Source organism: Clostridium arbusti SL206, assembly GCF_000246895.1.
Classification (GTDB): Bacteria; Bacillota; Clostridia; order Clostridiales; family Clostridiaceae; genus Clostridium_I; species Clostridium_I arbusti.
Map to the genome: position 1 here is coordinate 1 of NZ_BAEV01000084.1, position 17,687 is coordinate 17,687.

Genomic DNA, 17,687 nt, shown 5'->3' on the forward strand with positions numbered 1-17,687 from the left:
ACACGTAGTATAACAATAAAGCCCTATACTATGGGGCTTTATTGTTTTTATTGTTTTTTTATCTTTCTACTCTTCTATCTCTATCTCTTCCTAAAAAAGAAATTGAGTATAAACCAGCTATACCAACTAGGGCGTAAATAATTCTTGTGAAGGTAGACATATCACCAAATAAAGAGGCAACCAAGTCAAATCTAAAGAATCCTATTAAACCCCAGTTTATAGCACCTATTATAACCAATACAAGTGAAATAATATCTAAAGTTTTCATAATAAAGCTACATCTCCTTTATTGAAATTTACAAATTTATTATGTGTAGTTTTTATTAAATTATAACTTTAAAATAAATTATACTTAAAGTATGGCTATTTAGGACTAAAATATACTTTAATTGGCATATACTCTCTCAGGATTAATATATGTACTATTAAAACTGTATATTTCTGTCTATTGGCTGTGATAAAGATATAAAGGTACTAGTTCTTTGAACACCATCTATTACTTGTATCTTTGTCATAAGAAGATCTTGCAAATCTCCTATACTTTTGCATATTACTTTTGCAAAAATAGAGTAATCTCCAGTAGTATAATGAAGCTCAACAATTTCTTTGATACCCTTTAAAGCTTCTAGTGCACCAAGGTAAGAAGTAGCTTTATCAAGATATATTCCAATAAAACAACATACATCATAACCTAATTTAGAATTATCAATGATAAGCTTTGTACCTTTGATAATTCCAAGGTCCTCCATTTTTTTCATTCTTACATGGATTGTTCCACCACTTACATGACATTGCCTTGCAATTTCAAGATAAGGTGTTCTTGAATCTGTAACTAAGATATCTAATATTTGAATATCAAGTTCATCTAAACCACTAATATTAAAATTCATATAAATCAACTCCTATAATTAACAATCAACAATATTATATCAAATAAATTGATAAATTATCAAAACAAAATTGAAAAAACTTTGATAAGTTTTACTTTTTCTAAATATTGAACCTAAAAATTATTAATATAATAAAAAAATGCATATATATTATTATTATTGTACTTGTTGTGGGAAATATATACATATAATTTTAGATTTTTTGTTATAGTTTTAATTAATAATGAAATGTTGTATAATTATTTCATTGAGTATATAAATTGTTTTGGAGGACGACAATGTTTTTAAATGAGAGAAAGTCTAAGATAAATATTGACACAAATATGTTAAAAAAGTACAAAATGGATAAAATAGCCTATTTTGATATTGAAACTACTGGATTTGATAAAGAAGATGATGTAATCATGCTTATATCATTAGGGTGTTTTTTAGATAAAGAATCTTTTTATATAAAACAGTATTATGCAGAAAATATTAAAGAGGAAAAGAATATACTTATTCAATTTAAACAGGACATAAAAAAATATAGTGCATGGTGCTCTTACAATGGAAAAGCCTTTGATGAGCCATTTATAGTAAATAGAATGCTGAAAAGCAATATAAGTAATTTTATTCCACCGGCAGAACATGTAGATCTATACAGGCTTATAAGGCCATATTATAAACAACTTGGAATGGAAAGATGTAATTTAAAGAGTGTAGAAAAATACATAGGGATAAATAGACTAGACAAAATAGATGGTGGCATGAGTGTGGAATTGTATAATAAATACTTAAGGACTAATGACGAAAAATTAAAAGATACAATAATGCTTCACAATTATGAAGATGTATTGAATTTACCTAAAATATTCAGAGTGGTTTTTGATATAGAAAATTCTTCAGAAGTGGTAAGAGACCATAGTATAACAGAAAAGCAACTTAGATATCTAAAGTTTTTGTTAAATAAGAACAATATGGATATGGATACACCACTAGAAAGAATATCTAAAAAAGCGGCATCTAAAGTGATTGATTTACTTTTAAAAGGCAACTGTGAGGTTGATGAACTTTTAGATATAATTAATAATAGCTACTAATAGTTTCTGCAATCAATGGCGATATTATAGCAAAGACTATCCTAAGGCTATAGTTTTAGGACAATCTTTGTTATCTTTATGTGCATATAAATATATCACTTTTTTTTATTCTGTATTTTATGGTGGGGGCAATTAGAAGAACAGCTTCCACAATTACAACCACCATTAGCAGACTTGTTTTTTAGATTCCTATATAGTATAAAAACAGCGCTTCCTACAATACCAGCAGCTATTATTATTTCATAAATCATCATATATCACCTCGAAGTATTAAAAAATTATATTTATTAATAGTGTTATTTATTATCTATATTTTATTCATATGAAGATATATGACAAAATGCTATAATTTTGCTGATAATAATTAAGGCATCTTCAAATAAATAACTAGTCAGTATACTAGTCTATTTTGAATTATACTACGTTAACAGAACCTTCTGATAGCACCACTATCATCAGAACCTGTTTCCTCGTATAATTCAAAATAGACGTCGCATCTTTGACTTGTTATTTATTTTCACATGCCTAAAGTGGTATAATTGTGAACATAATAGTATTTACTAGCATTTAGAGGAGGGGATAATATTGCCTTTGGATTCAAATAATACATATAATAACAGAAGATATAAATATGAATATGAAAAGAGAATGAAAAAACGTGTTAAATTTGAACTGCAAATATTTTACCCAAGACTAAATAATAAAAGTATTAATTATGGAAATGATGATAAGACACCAATATTAAAGGCTGTGAATATATCAGAAACGGGAATATGTTTTAAAAGTAAGATATCTATGAAAAAGGGAGACTTTTTAAATTTTCTTATGAAGGTAGGGGAAACACCATCCTTTTGGTGTTTGTCCATAGTAAGATGGGTTGCTATAGATGATTCTTATTTTTTCTACGGATTGGAGTTTCTATCCTTATCTATGAATCAAATACTGTGTATAAGAAATTATATAGAAGAAATAGAATAAATTATTGGTAGCAGATGGAGTTTTTTTATTCCATCTGCTACCAATAATTTATTCTAGAGACTCAAGCTATGAGTCACTTACTCTTTTCTTTAATTAACCCTTTTCTGTAGGCTATAAGAAGCATTTTTAAATCGTCTAATTGTTGATGAAGGGTTATACCTATATCAGTGTCGGCCACTCTTTTTCTTGCGGTAACATGTTCTAATACTAATTTTGTGGAAAGTATATCCGTTTCTTCTTTTATGGCCATTTCTGTAGATTCAAAGGGTTGATGAGATATAAGCTGAAGACCAAAGGAATTATAGATCAATGTATAGCCGGCAATTCCAGTTTTGCACTGATAAGCTCTTGAAAAACCTCCATCTATAACCATTAATTTTCCATTTGCCTTTATAGGACTCTCACCATTTTTCTTTTCTACAGGTACATGACCATTAATTATATGGGATTCCTCAGGGCTTAGTCCAAATTCTATTAATATCTTATTGCAAATTTCCTCATTATCTCTAAAATCATAGTAAGGATCTTTTTTTTCATAATGAGTTTCTTTATCTTTAATAAAATATCTTTCAAAAGTGGCCATTTTTTCTTTACCGAAAAGAGGAGATAAAGGTCCTGTCCATAAGTACCACATTATGTCCATGGCATATTGTCTTTCACTTGAATTATGCATATGTAAAAAGCCTTTTCTAATAATCAGTTCTAAATTGTCCAAAAGAGCTTTTCCACTATATTCTTTTCCATGAAGTTTTACTTTTTTAAAGTTTCCATCTTTATCTAAGGGTATGCATCCATGGTACAGAAGATTAGAATTAAAATTTAAATATAGACTTCCATTTGAAAATAAAAAACGAACATGTTTGTTTAGTTTTTCACTATTAATAAATGAGAACTTTAATTTTTCCATTAGTTCTATTTCCTCAGGTATAAGTTTATATGGATCTTCTGGATCAATTGTTGGAAAGTTCGTATCAGTAATTTTATATGATTTATCCAAAATATTAATATAGCCTTCTTTGTAGTTGATTTTATCTAAAAATAATCTTTTATCCATATTGAATTCAGGATGTCTTGAAATAATTTTCTTTTCAAGTTTGAATTGTATTATTGCTATAGCTTTATGCATTTCGGATATAAGTTTAATTTCTTTTAAGCTATAGCTACTTTCACCATCAAACTTAGGTAAGAAATTTTCGCAAGGATCATTTTTATAAAATTCCATTGCAAAGGTAGCTAAAGGAAGAATATTTATTCCATATCCATTTTCTATAGTATCAAGGTTTGCATATCTTGTACAAATTCTTACTACGTTTGCAATGCATACCTCAGAACCAGAGGCTGCTCCCATCCAAATTATATCGTGGTTTCCCCACTGAATATCAACGGAATGGTAATTTACTAAAGTATCCATAATTATATCTGCTCCTGGGCCTCTGTCAAATATGTCTCCAATTATGTGCAGTCTATCTATAACCAATCTTTGTATTAGATTGCACAAAGCAATTATAAATTCTTTCGCTCTATCTATATCAATTATAGTTTTTATAATTTCTCCATAGTACTCATGTTTATCTACTCTGTCTGGTTCCTCGTGTAAAAGCTCTTCTATGATATAGGAAAAATCTTTTGGAAGTGCTTTTCTAACCTTTGAACGTGTATATTTTGAGGAAACATATCTACATATTTCAATTAACCTGTATAGTGAAATTTTATACCAGTCATTTATATTTTTTCTTGTTTTAAAACAATGTCCAATTTTTGCTCTGGATAATATATAAGCGTAGCCAAACTTTTTTTATCACTTTGTGTTAAGGTATTGCCAAATACATCTTCGATTTTTTGCTTGATTACACCAGAAGCATTTTTTAATACATGTATAAAAGGCTCGTACTCACCGTGTATATCCGTAAGAAAATGTTCTGTACCCTTAGGAAGATTTAAAATTGCCTGTAGATTTATTATTTCAGTAGAGGCTTCGTTAATAGTTGAGTATTGTCTAGAAAGCAAATTCAAATACTTTAAATTGTTTTTAGTTTTACCATTCAATACAGTTTCATCAATCATAGATTAGAATTCCTGCCTTTCTATTTAAAAATTTATAGTACATTCAATATCGTTTACATATTATTTTATCACAATACTATTAAATAATATGCTATTATTTTTATTAAAAAATCATATAAAATTTACGGGTGCATAATGACTTATAATACTATGAATATATGTAAAAATATGGTATCATAAGTGAGTGATTGAATAAAAATTGACATAATGTTTATATCTTAAATGCTATTTATGAAATATAATAGAATTTATGTAGCATGTCATAGAAAGGAAAGTATTTATGAAGAACATAAAAGAAAAATTTGGATTTTCGATTATAAATAAAATTATGGATAAATACATTGATTATATATTTTATACTCTATTTACAATTGCTTTATTTGTAGCCTTTATATACGGCTTTAGTTTTAAGATTATGAATGATGGATTTTGGCACATAAAAGTTGGAGAATACATAGTAAAAAATAAAGCCATTCCGTACCATGATATATTCTCTTGGTATGGAATTTCTAAGGATCTCAAATGGACTAGTCATGAATGGCTCTTTGGTGTTATCTCATATTTAATTTATTCTATTGATGGGTTTATGTCTGCGGCTGTATTTATGGGAATATTAAACACACTAATTGCTCTGTGCCTTTATATATTCTTAAAAATTAGAAGTAAAAGTAAATGGATAGCTCTTCTATGTATGAGTTCTTACATAGTTATGTTTGGCAATGAAGCTTCCCTTGCCTATAGGCCTATAGTTGTGTCTTTGTTATTAATACTTATTACATGTATTTTACTAGAAAAAAGAAAATATATAGCGGCTTTGGTTATAGTTGTTGTGGGAATAAACATTCACGGTGGTGTTTATCCTATATATATAATTGTCTTTGCCTACTATACTTTATTTAAAAATTATAAATATTTCATAGCAGTACTTATGGGTATTTTTATAAATCCATATATATACGGTATATATTTATATACTATCAAATCAATGAATGAGATGGATTTGCAAAAACGATATATAAACGAATGGAAAATCACTCAGATATATGATTTAAAAGTGTCGCTTACAATAATAATTTTTATTGTATTTATTTATATCTTTGGTAAGGTAAAATTAAAGGATATTTTATTTTCAGGAAGCTTTATAATATTAGCTATTTCTTCTGTGAGACAAATTCCATTTTTACCTATTTTGGCACTGCCGATAGTATGTCCATACATAAAGCCTGCATTAAATGAATTTAACAGAATATATGTAACAAATAATAAAGCTTTAAAATATGTTAAGTTAAGAGTAAAATTCATTAGGGGTAATTTGATAAAAAATATAATGATTATAGCTATAGAACTAATATTAATTGTGCCCAATGTATTATATTGTTATGATTTTTTTAAAGATGGAGCTCACATATTTAAAATAGAGCCTTCAGATTGCCCTATATATGCAGTGAATTATATAGATAAACATCCTGAAATAAAATATAGTCATCTTTTAAGTCATTATAATGATAGTCAGTATCTTATTTTTAGAGGAATCCCAACTTTTGTAGACAGCAGAGCGGATTTATTTTTGCCAAGCTTTAATAAGGATACAAATGCATTTTATGATTTTATGCATTCATTTATAGATTTATATGATCCAGAAGACCTTATTAACAAATATGATATAAAGTATATATTAGTAAATAAGTCCTATTCAATTTATGAAGTTATAAGTAAGTATGAAAATTTATCTGTAGTCTATCAGGATAATGATTATTGTATTTTTAAAGTGAATTATTTTATAAATAATACCTATTAAAGTTTTATGTAGTATTTTTATTAGTACTATATTAGGATATAATAATAATAGAAATAATAAATAGCATAAGGCATATTCAAATAAATAACTAGTCAGTATGCTAGTATATTTTGAATCCTACTGCGTCAGCAGAACCCTCAGATAGCCTACTATCCTTGGAACCTGCTTACTTGTTGGATTCAAAATATTCGTCGCATCTTTGACTTACTATTTATTTTCACATGCCTAAGTTTTTGTTTCAGAAAGAGTGGTATATTGTGATTATAAGAAATAACACCATAAAGGTTGAAGAAATTGATAAGAATATAGTATTAGAATTGGAAAACAACAATGAATTGTATAAAGATGCTCTGTTTTTTGATTTAGAGCACTACGTATACAAAAAGCCTATATGTATAGGGGTATTTGGTTGCTGTTATTATGATAGGGACAAAAAAGAGATAATTGCAACTCAATATATGATAGAAAGTAAAAAGGATGCAGAAGCCATTATTCCAATGGTAGAGGACTACTTTATTAAATATAAAAAAGACTACGGTAAAAAATATATTGTTACCTTCTCTGGAAATAATGATTTTACGGTACTAAGATATTTATTCAAAGAAGAGAATATAGATTTTGATATAGATTCAGAGTTTATACACATAGATCTGCAGAAGCAGTATGAAAAAGAGAAAAAAGAGGGAATAGGACTTAAAAATCTTGAGAAGATCTTTGAAATCGAGAGGGAAGGTGCGCTTATAAGCGGCTCTAACCTAGCAAAGACTATAAGTAAGATTATAAAGGATAAGGAATACTTCTCAAGGATGCCTAAGGAGAAAAAAGATAAAATACTTTTATACAATGAGCAGGATGTAGTGAGTTTATTCTATATAATGACTAATTGGAAGAAGTATATATAAAATTATCAAAGAAGCAAATTTAAAGGATAAAATTTAAAGTTTAATTATGATATAAAAAAATTATATAATAAATTGTAAATATGTATAAATTAAATAGAGTTTAAAAATGTATTATGATATAATTGTGTTGAAAAGATATGAATCATAAAAAGTTTAACAATATTATAGATTTAACTATTGTTTGTTAATGAATTTAAACCTTTGGAGTTACCAATTCCACTAGGTTTAGAAGGAATTTTATGGACAAGTTTTTTATATATAATTACTAATGAAAATATAAGATCAAAGTGTAAAATTTAACAGCATAGAACCTAGAAATGAAGGTGCGTAATATGGCATTTGATAAGAAGAGAATCGGCGATTTATTAGTTGATTCAGGAAAGATTACAGAAGAGCAGCTTCAAATAGTATTGAAGAAACAAAAGGCAACGGGAAAGAGAATAGGGGAACTTTTAATTGAAGAAAAGTTTTTAAGCCAAGATGATGTAATAGATATTTTGGAGATACAAAATGGTATTCCTAGAGTATACATGGAAATGACTAATGTGGATAAAGAAGCTATACAAGCTGTACCAGAAAGCTTAGCTAATAAATATGTGCTAATACCTATTAAAATAAAGGATAATATAATCCATGTAGCTATGGCAGATCCACTGAATATGTTTGCTTTAGATGATGTTAAAATAGCATCAGGCTATGAAGTGGAACCATTACTTGCCACAAAAGATGAAATACTAAAGTCTATAGACAAGTACTATTCTAGTCAGTATATTCAAAAGGCTGCAGAGGATTTAACTAAAGAACATAAGGCAGCACCTCAAAAGGAAAGTCAACAAATAGAAGATGAAGTTAAAAATGCACCGGTGGTAAGGCTTATTGATTCAATAATTAAGAATGCATCAAAAGCTGGAGCTAGTGATATACATATAGAGCCCTTTGAAAAATATGTGAGAATAAGATATAGGATTGATGGAGAGTTAAAAGAGGTATTAAAATCTCCAAAGGAAACACTAGGAGCATTAATTGCCAGAATAAAAATACTTGCAAACTTAAACATAGCTGAAAAAAGGGTACCACAGGATGGAAGAATTATTACTGAATTTGAAGGAAGTAAAATAGACCTTAGAGTTTCAATGATTCCAACCATATTTGGTGAAAAGGCAGTTATAAGAATTCTCAGCAGAGAAAATTTTATAATTGGTAAGGGGAAATTAGGACTTAATGAACTGGAAATGGAACAGATTAATAGCATGGTAAAGGTGCCCTACGGAATAATTCTTGTCAGTGGTCCTACGGGAAGTGGTAAATCTACCACTTTATATTCAATACTAAATGATCTGAATGAAGAAACTAAAAATATTATTACAGTAGAAGATCCTGTAGAATACATGATGGAAGGTATAAATCAGGTTAACGTAAATGCAAAGGCGGGACTCACCTTTGCATCAGGTTTAAGATCCATATTGAGGCAAGACCCCGACATTGTAATGATTGGAGAAATAAGAGATAACGAAACAGCAGAAATTGCCATAAGAGCAGCTATAACAGGACATCTTGTTTTAAGTACCATACACACAAATGATGCTCCATCTTCAGTTATAAGACTACTGGATATGGGAATAGAGCCTTATTTAGTGGCTTCAGCATTAGCTGGAATAGTATCTCAAAGACTTGTAAGAAAAATTTGTCCACATTGCATGGAACAATATGAAGCTACAGAATATGAGAAAAAGCTTTTAAATATGGATTCAAGTAAACCTATAAAATTAAATAGGGGAAAAGGCTGTGACTATTGTGGTGGTTCTGGATATCTAGGAAGAACTGGTGTATATGAAATAATGGAAATATCTAGACAACATAGAGAATATATTATGAGTAATAAGAATACAGATGAGCTTAGGGACTTATGTATTAAAAAGGGTATGAAAACCTTAAGAAATTCCTGTATAGATTTAGTTCTAAAAGGTACCACAACTACAGAGGAGTTAGCTAAAATAGCCTATTTAAAAGAGTAAAATAGTTTAAGTTAAAATCTATTCTCAAGAAGGGGGAGGATAGTTAATGCCTACATTTCAATATGAGGCTAAGACAACTAGGGGTAACATAGTAAAGGGAAAACTTGATGGAGCAGATGAAGAGGCCATAGTTGAAATACTAAGACGTAAAGACCATTATCCTATAAAGATTGTGGAATACAAAGAGGGTTTCAATGTAAATTTATCTGAATATCAAAAGGTTCCAATGAAGGACATATCCATATTTGCAAGACAGTTTGCAGTGGTTTTACAAGCTGGCATTACTATTTTAAGAGCTATAGAAATACTTAAAGAGCAATCTGAAAATAAGAAATTAAAGAGAATACTATCAGAAGTGTATGAAGAAGTTCAAAAGGGTAATAGTCTTTCAGATTGCATGGGTAAGTATAAGGATTTCCCTAAAATGTTTATAAGTATGATTGCAGTAGGAGAGGCCAGTGGAACACTGGACAGTATAATGGAAAGAATGGCAGGTTACTATGATAAAGAGTACAGGCTTAGACAGAAAATAAAAAGTGCTGTAACCTATCCAATTATAGTAAGTGTATTCGCATTTTTAGTTGTTGCAATGTTGGTAACCTTTGTACTACCAAGATTTGTTGTAATGCTTGATAGTCTTGGAGTTAAGGAATTGCCATTGCCTACAAGAATAGTTATGGGGACGAGCAGTATACTTCAAAATTATTATTTACTAATTATTTTAATTGTAATTGCAATTATAGTTGTAGTAAATAGATTATTAAAGACTAAAAAAGGCACTATAGCACTGGATACATTTAAAATGAAAGTACCTATGTTTGGAAGTATATATAAAAAAATAGTTACAGCTAGATTTGCAAGAACCTTTGGAATACTTGTTACCAGTGGACTATCAGTAATGGAGAGTATTTCTATAAGTAAAGACGTTGTTGGAAACGTGGTAATAAAAAATGTGCTGGATATTCTAGAAGAGGACATTAAAAAAGGTGAAAGCCTTGGAGAAAGCCTAAAAACAAGTAATGTTTTTCCTCTTATGCTATCTCAAATGATTAAAATAGGAGAAGAATCAGGAACCCTAGACTATGTCCTTGATAAAACAGCAGAATTTTATGACGGAGAAGTGGACTCAGCTACAGCACAAATTGCCGTAATGGTGGAACCACTAATAATAATAGTCCTTTCAGTAGTAGTTGGTTTTATAATAATATCTGTAATATTACCTATATTCAATATTTACAATGCTATGGGATAAGGGTGCTTTGTACATAATTATGCTTAATATAGGCAGAGTTATTGGATTTACAAGTGTAGTTTTATATAAACTGAAAATTAGATCGGTTATCTAAGTACGCAGTCATGTTATCTTCACTTGTAAAAGATGAGGATTTACAGTGGCTAGTCATCAGATAAATAAAAATTATTTAGGAGGTGTTTTTTATGACAAATGAATTGATATTAAATTCAAACAACATAGGGGTAAACACAGAAAAGAAATCATTAACAAAAAAGAAAAAGAAAGGCTTCACATTGGTGGAACTTATTGCGGTAATTGCTATACTTGCTATATTGGCGGCTATTATTGTACCGAGGGTAGCTAGTTATACTGGTAAGGCAACTACGTCTAGATACTTAGCAGATGCAAGAACTTTAGCAGGTGCAATTGAAACTTATAATGCTGATCCTGATAATGCAACTACCCAGATTAAAACTGATGATGATTGGACTAGTACTGATGTAACGGGTAAGTTATCACCTAAATATATACAAAATGTACCAACTAATAGTGCCGAAATTACTGCAATAGGAAAGACATATACAACTTTACTTAGTTATATTTCGACTAATTCAAAATAATACAACAAATACTACTTCAATTAGTTCAACAAGCCAATAGTTAGCTTTTCTACTAAGACTAATTTGAAGATTGATCTTCAAATTAGTCTTAGTGTTAAATATTTTATAGAGTATTTATTATATAAAAATGAATACTTTATCTGATATAGTTTACCATAAGATGTTTTATATATAGTATATAACAAAACTTTATATAAAGATTTAAAAGACTTCATTATTAAATTAATATATTGTGTTGTCAATGGTTGTACAGTTGTTTTAAATTAAATGTTATTTGATTTTGAAATTATTACCTAAACAATAGAGTATTAAATATAATAATGATGATAGCTAGTTGTAAATATAGACACTTGAAATAAAGACAACTAAAAAAGACTCATATTTAATTATTACAGAAAAAGGTGATATTATGTTTTCAAAGGATATAATGGCTGTAAATATTGGGGATAGCATTATAAAGATAATTGTAGGAAACAAATCAAATATTAGATTATGTGAAATTATAAAAACTCCAGAGGAAAGTATAGTTAATGGTAAAATAGTTAATTTAGAAGCTGTAAGTACTACTTTAAGAAAATTTATAAATAAAAATAATATAAATGTAAAGAGAGTTTCCTTTGCTATAAATGGCCAGGATATTGTTATAAGACAAATTGAAACTCCAATAATGAAGGATAAAGAAATAAAGAAATCTGTGGATTGGGAAATGAATCAATACCTTAGAGAAGATGGAGCAAATCATTATATTGATTTTGAAAAGGTAGACACTTTAGTATCCGAAGATAAAAAAGTATATAAGCTTTTAGTAGCAGCTGCACCTAGAGATAAGATAGATCAATTGGTGGAGCTTTCTAATTTATTAAATATGAAACTAGTTTCCATAGATGTATTATCAAACTGTATTGTACGAGCATTTAGGAATTTTGGTATAACTTCTAGAGAGATGGAAAGTATTGCAGTTATTGATATTGGTTATGAAAATACAAGTATAATAGTACTTGAAAAAGGTAAATTTTTTATAGAAAGAGTAGTACCCTTTGGATTGAATAATATTGCCAAGGAAATATATAGAAAAAATGGCATTGATATAGAAGCGTCTTTTGATTACATTGAAAATAAATATGACATAAATAATTTAAACTATAAAGATGAAACTGAAAAGAGAATAGAAACTCTACTGGAAAATGTATACTCTACATTCGCTAAGGTAATACAATTCTATACTGGTAATAATACTAAGAAGAGTATTGACGAAATTTTTGTAATAGGTAGTGGATGTAAATTAAAAGGTATGGACAAGTTTACTAATAATTATTTTTCTATTGAAACTTATATAGCAGATTCTCCTGAAATAATAAAGCTTAATACTAAATTTCCAAAGGAAATTGATTTTAAATCATTTGTAAGTACTTTGGGGCTTTTACTTAGAAAGGAGTAATTATGAAAGAACTTAATTTGATTCCTTATGAGCTTAAGAAAAAAAGAGATAAAGAAATATCTGCATATAGAGCAATATTATATGGAATTATTGCTATTTTTATTATATTAGTTATGCTTTATATACCCAATATTGTTCTCAATTATTACATATCAGAAAGAAATCAATTGAAATTAGCTATAGATGACAACAACAGTGTTAGTAATGAAAAAGGAAATTTAATTAGTGAAATAAATAGCTATAAGATATATACGGAAAAGATAGACAGTATAAAAAGAGGAAAAATTTTGCTCAGTGATAAAATAAGAGGTATACAAAAATTTGTACCTAAAGATTTAACTATTAAAACATTAACCTATAATAATAAAGTCATTACTATAAATGGAACTACTAATAATTATAATTCTATAAGTGAATTTGTTGCAAATTTACAGCTTACAGATAATTATAAAAATGCCAGAATAAATAGTATAACAAATAGTCAAGGTGCAAGTTCAAGTTATGATTTTGATATAGTTATTAATTAATAGGTGGTGGATTAAGTGAATAATTTAAGTAGGAGAGAAAAATATTTAATAGTAATAATCGGAGTGTTAGCTATTATATATGTATACTACAGTTTTTTTCTATCACCTGTAATTAATAAAATAAAAATTGAAAAATCTACAGTGGATAGTTATAATGTACAATTGAAAAATATAAATGAAATGAAAGCTTCAAATATGAAACTTATTAATGAATTAGATGATTTGAAAGAAAAAAATAATAAAAATTCCATTGCTTTACCTAATTTTGAAAAGAATCCTGAAATTACATATAAATTAAAAACTATGGCTGATACCAACAAGGTAAATATAAGTAATGTTAATATGTCACAGCCTATTACTTATAGTCAGTCTTCCTCAAATACATCAAATAACAGTACTAATAGTTCGCAGCAAAGTAATACAAATAATTCAAATAACTCTAATTCAGTAGTAGTTACAGCTAAACCAGGAAGTCTTTTAAGTATACCTGTTAGTATAACTATAAATGGAGATTATGATGGAATAATGAATTTTATTTCTTCTATAGAAAAAGACGATAGGCTTTCTATAATGAATACTGTAAGTTTAGATAGTGGAAATAGTGGAAATTCAAGTGAAATTACTACAATTATTACATTAGATTATTTTTATATTGCTCCTTCAGCAAAAGATAAGGTGGAGTATGATTTTAATAAGGGGGAGTATGGTAAGGATAATCCGTTTAAATAGACATTTTTAATTTGCTTTTAAAATTTTTATAAGGTGGTGTAGTAGAGTATGAAAAAGGGTTTTACATTAATTGAAGTAATAGCAGCTATAGCTATATTTTCTATAGCAATTTTAGCTATTTCAATGGCTTTTTCTACATCATTAAATATAAGTCAGATGAATGATATTAAGCAGGACACATCGCAGTATGCACAGGCGATTACGGAAAAATCTAAAAATTTGATAGACGCAGGTAGTACCAAGACGTACGATGATCCTATAGTTTTTTATTTTTATGATATAGACGATATAAATACTTGTGTAGAAAATATTTTTAATAGTGATGATATAAGTGGATATAAAAATCAAAATGGAAATAATGAGGATGGAAATAAATTTAAATATGCTGCAAGTATAAAGATTGCAGAGACTGATTCATCCATTTACGAAGTCAATGTTAGTGTGTGGAAAATAGGTAAAGAAACACAGAGTAAATCTGTTAGAGATATATATGAAGGTAGTGATTAGGATGAATAATAAGTTCAAAAGTAAAGGGTTTTCTCTTATAGAACTAATTGCTGTAATAGCTATACTTGGTATTGTATATGCAATTATATTTCAAATTTTTACTACACAGACAAAGATATATAGTAATGAAGTGATAAAAAATGATGTTCAGAATTCAGGAAGATTATGTTTGAATAGTATAAGTAATAGTATAATTAACGATTCAAATAATACTAACAGACCTGATCCAAATCCAACTGATACACCAGAAGCATTTAATGGTAGCAATTTTCAATCAAAGTTAAAAGTTTCATCTAGTAATGGTGACTATTGGTATATACTAGATAAAAGTAATAATCAGTTATGTAAAATTACTACAATCGGAAATAAAAATATAATAGCGAATAATGTTGAAGATGTTAATGTAAGTGATGTGACAATTTCTGAAAATAGTAACAATAAAATTTATAAAATCACTGTTACCATAAAGAAAGATAATTATACTAAAGTTTTTACTACTGAAGTATCATTAAGAAATGGGGAGGGATTATAAGGTGAGTATTAAAAGAAAAAAAGGTTCTGTTCTTATATTAATGCTTGCTGTAATTGCCATGATTTTGGTGCTTGGAACATCACTTATTATTGTAAATACAAGTACTTATAAAGTACAAGTGGTAAATGATACTGTAAGTAGAGTAAATTATATGGCGGAATCTGGCATACAAGTGGCTCTTGAAAAAACTAATAAAACTGATTTTGATTTTGTGTCAAATGATAATTCTGATGATATTATAAATTGCCATGTAGAGTTTCAAGAAGATAAACCTGATTCTAATCATTATACAATAGTTTCTACAGCTTCTAAAGGTAGTATTTCAAAGACCATGCAAGTTATACGTACAAAAGAGCCAACTTCAAAGACAACCTTTAATTTTTTAGATTTTGTGTTTAGTGTTATTCAAGATAACGGATCTAACTGTTTTAACTATCCTAATTCTAATGGTAATAGAAGTTTTTCTTTTACTGGTCCGGTTTTTCTACAAGGTGTTTCGCTTTCAGGTAATAAGCATTTTAGTATAGATGTGAATTCTACAGCAGGTACCAATAATGGAATAGTAACAACTAATTTGATAAATACATCAAATATTAGTGCTTCTAGTGGAATAAACAAAATGAATGTTAAGGATTTAAAAACTCCAATGACTGTTAAAACCAATATTGGATCAATAGGAGATCCACCTAATTTTGATGGATATACATTAGTTGTGAATAATGGTGATATGACTATAGCACCTGGTAATTATGATAAGCAAATTATTTATTGTGATGGAGTTTTAAATGGTGATGGCAATGGCAATAAAGATTCAATTTCGTTTACCAATTCAATAATATTTTGTAAGGGTTTTAATGCAGCCAGCAATGCATTTAAAAATTTTACAGTTACGTATCCATCATCTTTAGATAATGATACAAAAATTGCTGTTTTTAACAAAATTTCTACTTATTTAAACTGACACCAGGGGTGAAAATTTTACCACAATTGAAATATAAAATTATAATCAGTATATTATGGGAAGAAAATATAAAAGTAACAAGAGTTGAACAAGAAAAGATGACTTTTTAAATTAAAGTAGAAAAGGATGGCTGGGAATAACTGTATTTTTGCTGCTGCAGATTGATAGAAAAAAGTATTAAAAGTGTATAAATAAATTTTTGAAGATTAGTTTAAATAGATAAGGAAGTTTCTAATAAAATTGGATATAATATAATTAATAAAAAATAAATTTTATTTAAATAAACTAGTATACATTTCCATTTTCTGTCCATAATCAAGCTATAAACAAAATTTGATTTAGGAGAGAAGATGATTATGGAAAATTTAAAATTAGATGTATTATCAATAACAAGAGGAAATATTAAACTTAAGATTAAAAAGAAAGGTTTCACCCTCATAGAAATCATAGCAGTAATAGCAATTCTTGCAATACTAGGAGCAATACTCGTACCTAATGTGTTGGGATATAGGAAAAAAGCAGAGAAGTCTAATATTCAGACCAGTGCTAAAACTGTGGTAAGTGCTATAGAAGCTTATAATTCTGATAAAGGTTCTATTAATGATCAAATAGGAGATACTTCAGAAAGTTTTATAGGGAAAATTACTTATGGTGATGGTATTGATAAGCTTATTGATGAAGAAATTTTAGAAAGTGACAAAGTGCCTGCATGTTTAAATGGAGATAAAGAGGTTAATTCAATGGAAAAATTAAATAAAGTGGCCTCAGGGAGTTTTTCTATAACTAATCTAGATGGCAAGGCTTCAACTATTAAAATTGATTGAGTTACTGCTGATTAAGATAGCAGTTCTAATTGAAGCAAGTTCTTAATTCAGGTGGGGATTCTTTTACCCCATCTGAATTTTAGAACTGCGAATGCATGGCTTACTTGGCGTTGGACTCCCACTTTAAGAAAAGTAGAGAGCCCAAATTTTAATTTGGTGCGAATCACTTTCGCAGAGTGCAAGCAGAGAACCAAAATCTTCTTTTTGATTTTGTGTGAATCACTTTCACAGAGTGCGTGGGAGACTTACACCAAGTTAGTCAGGTTAAAAATAAGAATTTTATACAGTAAAGTATTTGTTTTAATATATTAATAGAAAATAATTATTAAAATTTATAGTAATTTCAATACAAATAAGAATGCCTCAAGGGGCATTTTTATATATTTCTATAAATTATAGCTTATGGTAAAGAAGTTTGGTAAAATAAGAATGTATAATATGGATAGTTTAATATAAAGGAGAATAGCATTTATATAATGAAAATTCATTATATATGGTATTAGATAACACTTTAAATGTAGTAAGTAAATGTTTTCATGTGAAATAAATAACTAATTTTGAGGTGAAAATTAAGTTTTTTTGTAAATAC

Annotated in this window: 17 protein-coding genes and 1 pseudogene; 14 read left to right on the forward strand and 4 right to left on the reverse strand. The window is 28.1% G+C overall.

The genetic code is table 11. The features are described from left to right. Positions 1-58 precede the first annotated feature (58 nt). Both RH99_RS13700 and RH99_RS13705 read right to left on the reverse strand, forming a co-directional pair. Positions 59-268 (reverse strand): DUF378 domain-containing protein, encoded by a 210-nt coding sequence (locus tag RH99_RS13700; protein ID WP_010239260.1) that lies wholly within the window; start codon positions 266-268, stop codon positions 59-61. Positions 269-425: 157 nt separating this feature from the next. After that, entirely contained in the window at positions 426-890 is a 465-nt protein-coding gene (locus RH99_RS13705) for an Lrp/AsnC ligand binding domain-containing protein (RefSeq protein ID WP_010239262.1), read from the reverse strand. A 278-nt stretch (positions 891-1,168) separates the two neighbouring features. Here RH99_RS13705 and RH99_RS13710 point away from each other — a divergent pair, with 278 nt between their 5' ends. After that, entirely contained in the window at positions 1,169-1,969 is an 801-nt protein-coding gene (locus RH99_RS13710) for a ribonuclease H-like domain-containing protein (protein WP_010239265.1), read from the forward strand. A 95-nt stretch (positions 1,970-2,064) separates the two neighbouring features. Here RH99_RS13710 and RH99_RS18685 read toward each other — a convergent pair whose 3' ends face one another. Then, the gene (locus tag RH99_RS18685; protein WP_010239267.1) at positions 2,065-2,220 is read right to left on the reverse strand and encodes a FeoB-associated Cys-rich membrane protein; all 156 of its coding nucleotides are present in this window, start codon (positions 2,218-2,220) and stop codon (positions 2,065-2,067) included. Between the two features lie 334 nt (positions 2,221-2,554). On the opposite strand from RH99_RS18685, the gene RH99_RS13715 reads away from it, so the two are divergent. Continuing rightward, on the forward strand, positions 2,555-2,947 hold the full coding sequence (locus tag RH99_RS13715) for a PilZ domain-containing protein (protein ID WP_010239269.1): 393 nt from the start codon (positions 2,555-2,557) through the stop codon (positions 2,945-2,947). 73 nt (positions 2,948-3,020) lie between these two features. Here RH99_RS13715 and RH99_RS13720 read toward each other — a convergent pair. Then, a pseudogene (locus RH99_RS13720) lies at positions 3,021-5,011 on the reverse strand (fructose-1,6-bisphosphatase). A 280-nt stretch (positions 5,012-5,291) separates the two neighbouring features. Between RH99_RS13720 and RH99_RS13725 the strand changes: the two are divergent. The 12 genes from RH99_RS13725 to RH99_RS13780 all read left to right on the forward strand — a co-directional run bounded on the left by RH99_RS13725 (position 5,292) and on the right by RH99_RS13780 (position 17,098). Continuing rightward, entirely contained in the window at positions 5,292-6,809 is a 1,518-nt protein-coding gene (locus RH99_RS13725; protein WP_026038504.1) for a hypothetical protein, read from the forward strand. Between the two features lie 257 nt (positions 6,810-7,066). Further along, a complete protein-coding gene (locus RH99_RS13730) occupies positions 7,067-7,711 on the forward strand; it encodes a ribonuclease H-like domain-containing protein (RefSeq protein ID WP_010239272.1) in 645 nt (214 codons plus the stop codon). 332 nt (positions 7,712-8,043) lie between these two features. Next, positions 8,044-9,726, forward strand: coding sequence for a GspE/PulE family protein (locus RH99_RS13735; protein WP_010239274.1), 1,683 nt, complete (start codon positions 8,044-8,046; stop codon positions 9,724-9,726). A 46-nt stretch (positions 9,727-9,772) separates the two neighbouring features. Continuing rightward, positions 9,773-10,978 carry a type II secretion system F family protein gene (locus RH99_RS13740; protein ID WP_010239276.1) on the forward strand — a complete coding sequence of 402 codons (1,206 nt, stop codon included), beginning with the start codon at positions 9,773-9,775 and terminating at the stop codon, positions 10,976-10,978. A 185-nt stretch (positions 10,979-11,163) separates the two neighbouring features. Beyond that, a complete protein-coding gene (locus RH99_RS19930) occupies positions 11,164-11,580 on the forward strand; it encodes a prepilin-type N-terminal cleavage/methylation domain-containing protein (RefSeq protein WP_010239278.1) in 417 nt (138 codons plus the stop codon). Between the two features lie 409 nt (positions 11,581-11,989). After that, positions 11,990-13,018, forward strand: a complete 1,029-nt coding sequence (gene pilM / locus RH99_RS13750; protein WP_010239280.1) for a type IV pilus assembly protein PilM — start codon at positions 11,990-11,992, stop codon at positions 13,016-13,018. 2 nt (positions 13,019-13,020) lie between these two features. Next, positions 13,021-13,545 (forward strand): PilN domain-containing protein, encoded by a 525-nt coding sequence (locus RH99_RS13755; RefSeq protein ID WP_010239283.1) that lies wholly within the window; start codon positions 13,021-13,023, stop codon positions 13,543-13,545. A 15-nt stretch (positions 13,546-13,560) separates the two neighbouring features. Next, positions 13,561-14,274: a hypothetical protein gene (locus RH99_RS13760; RefSeq protein ID WP_010239285.1), complete on the forward strand. Its 714-nt coding sequence runs from the start codon at positions 13,561-13,563 to the stop codon at positions 14,272-14,274. 48 nt (positions 14,275-14,322) lie between these two features. Beyond that, a complete protein-coding gene (locus RH99_RS13765; protein WP_010239287.1) occupies positions 14,323-14,781 on the forward strand; it encodes a prepilin-type N-terminal cleavage/methylation domain-containing protein in 459 nt (152 codons plus the stop codon). Position 14,782: 1 nt separating this feature from the next. Further along, positions 14,783-15,313 (forward strand): PilW family protein, encoded by a 531-nt coding sequence (locus tag RH99_RS13770; RefSeq protein WP_010239289.1) that lies wholly within the window; start codon positions 14,783-14,785, stop codon positions 15,311-15,313. Between the two features lies 1 nt (position 15,314). Continuing rightward, positions 15,315-16,274 (forward strand): hypothetical protein, encoded by a 960-nt coding sequence (locus tag RH99_RS13775; protein ID WP_010239291.1) that lies wholly within the window; start codon positions 15,315-15,317, stop codon positions 16,272-16,274. A 356-nt stretch (positions 16,275-16,630) separates the two neighbouring features. Further along, positions 16,631-17,098 (forward strand): prepilin-type N-terminal cleavage/methylation domain-containing protein, encoded by a 468-nt coding sequence (locus RH99_RS13780; protein WP_010239294.1) that lies wholly within the window; start codon positions 16,631-16,633, stop codon positions 17,096-17,098. Positions 17,099-17,687: the final 589 nt, after the last annotated feature.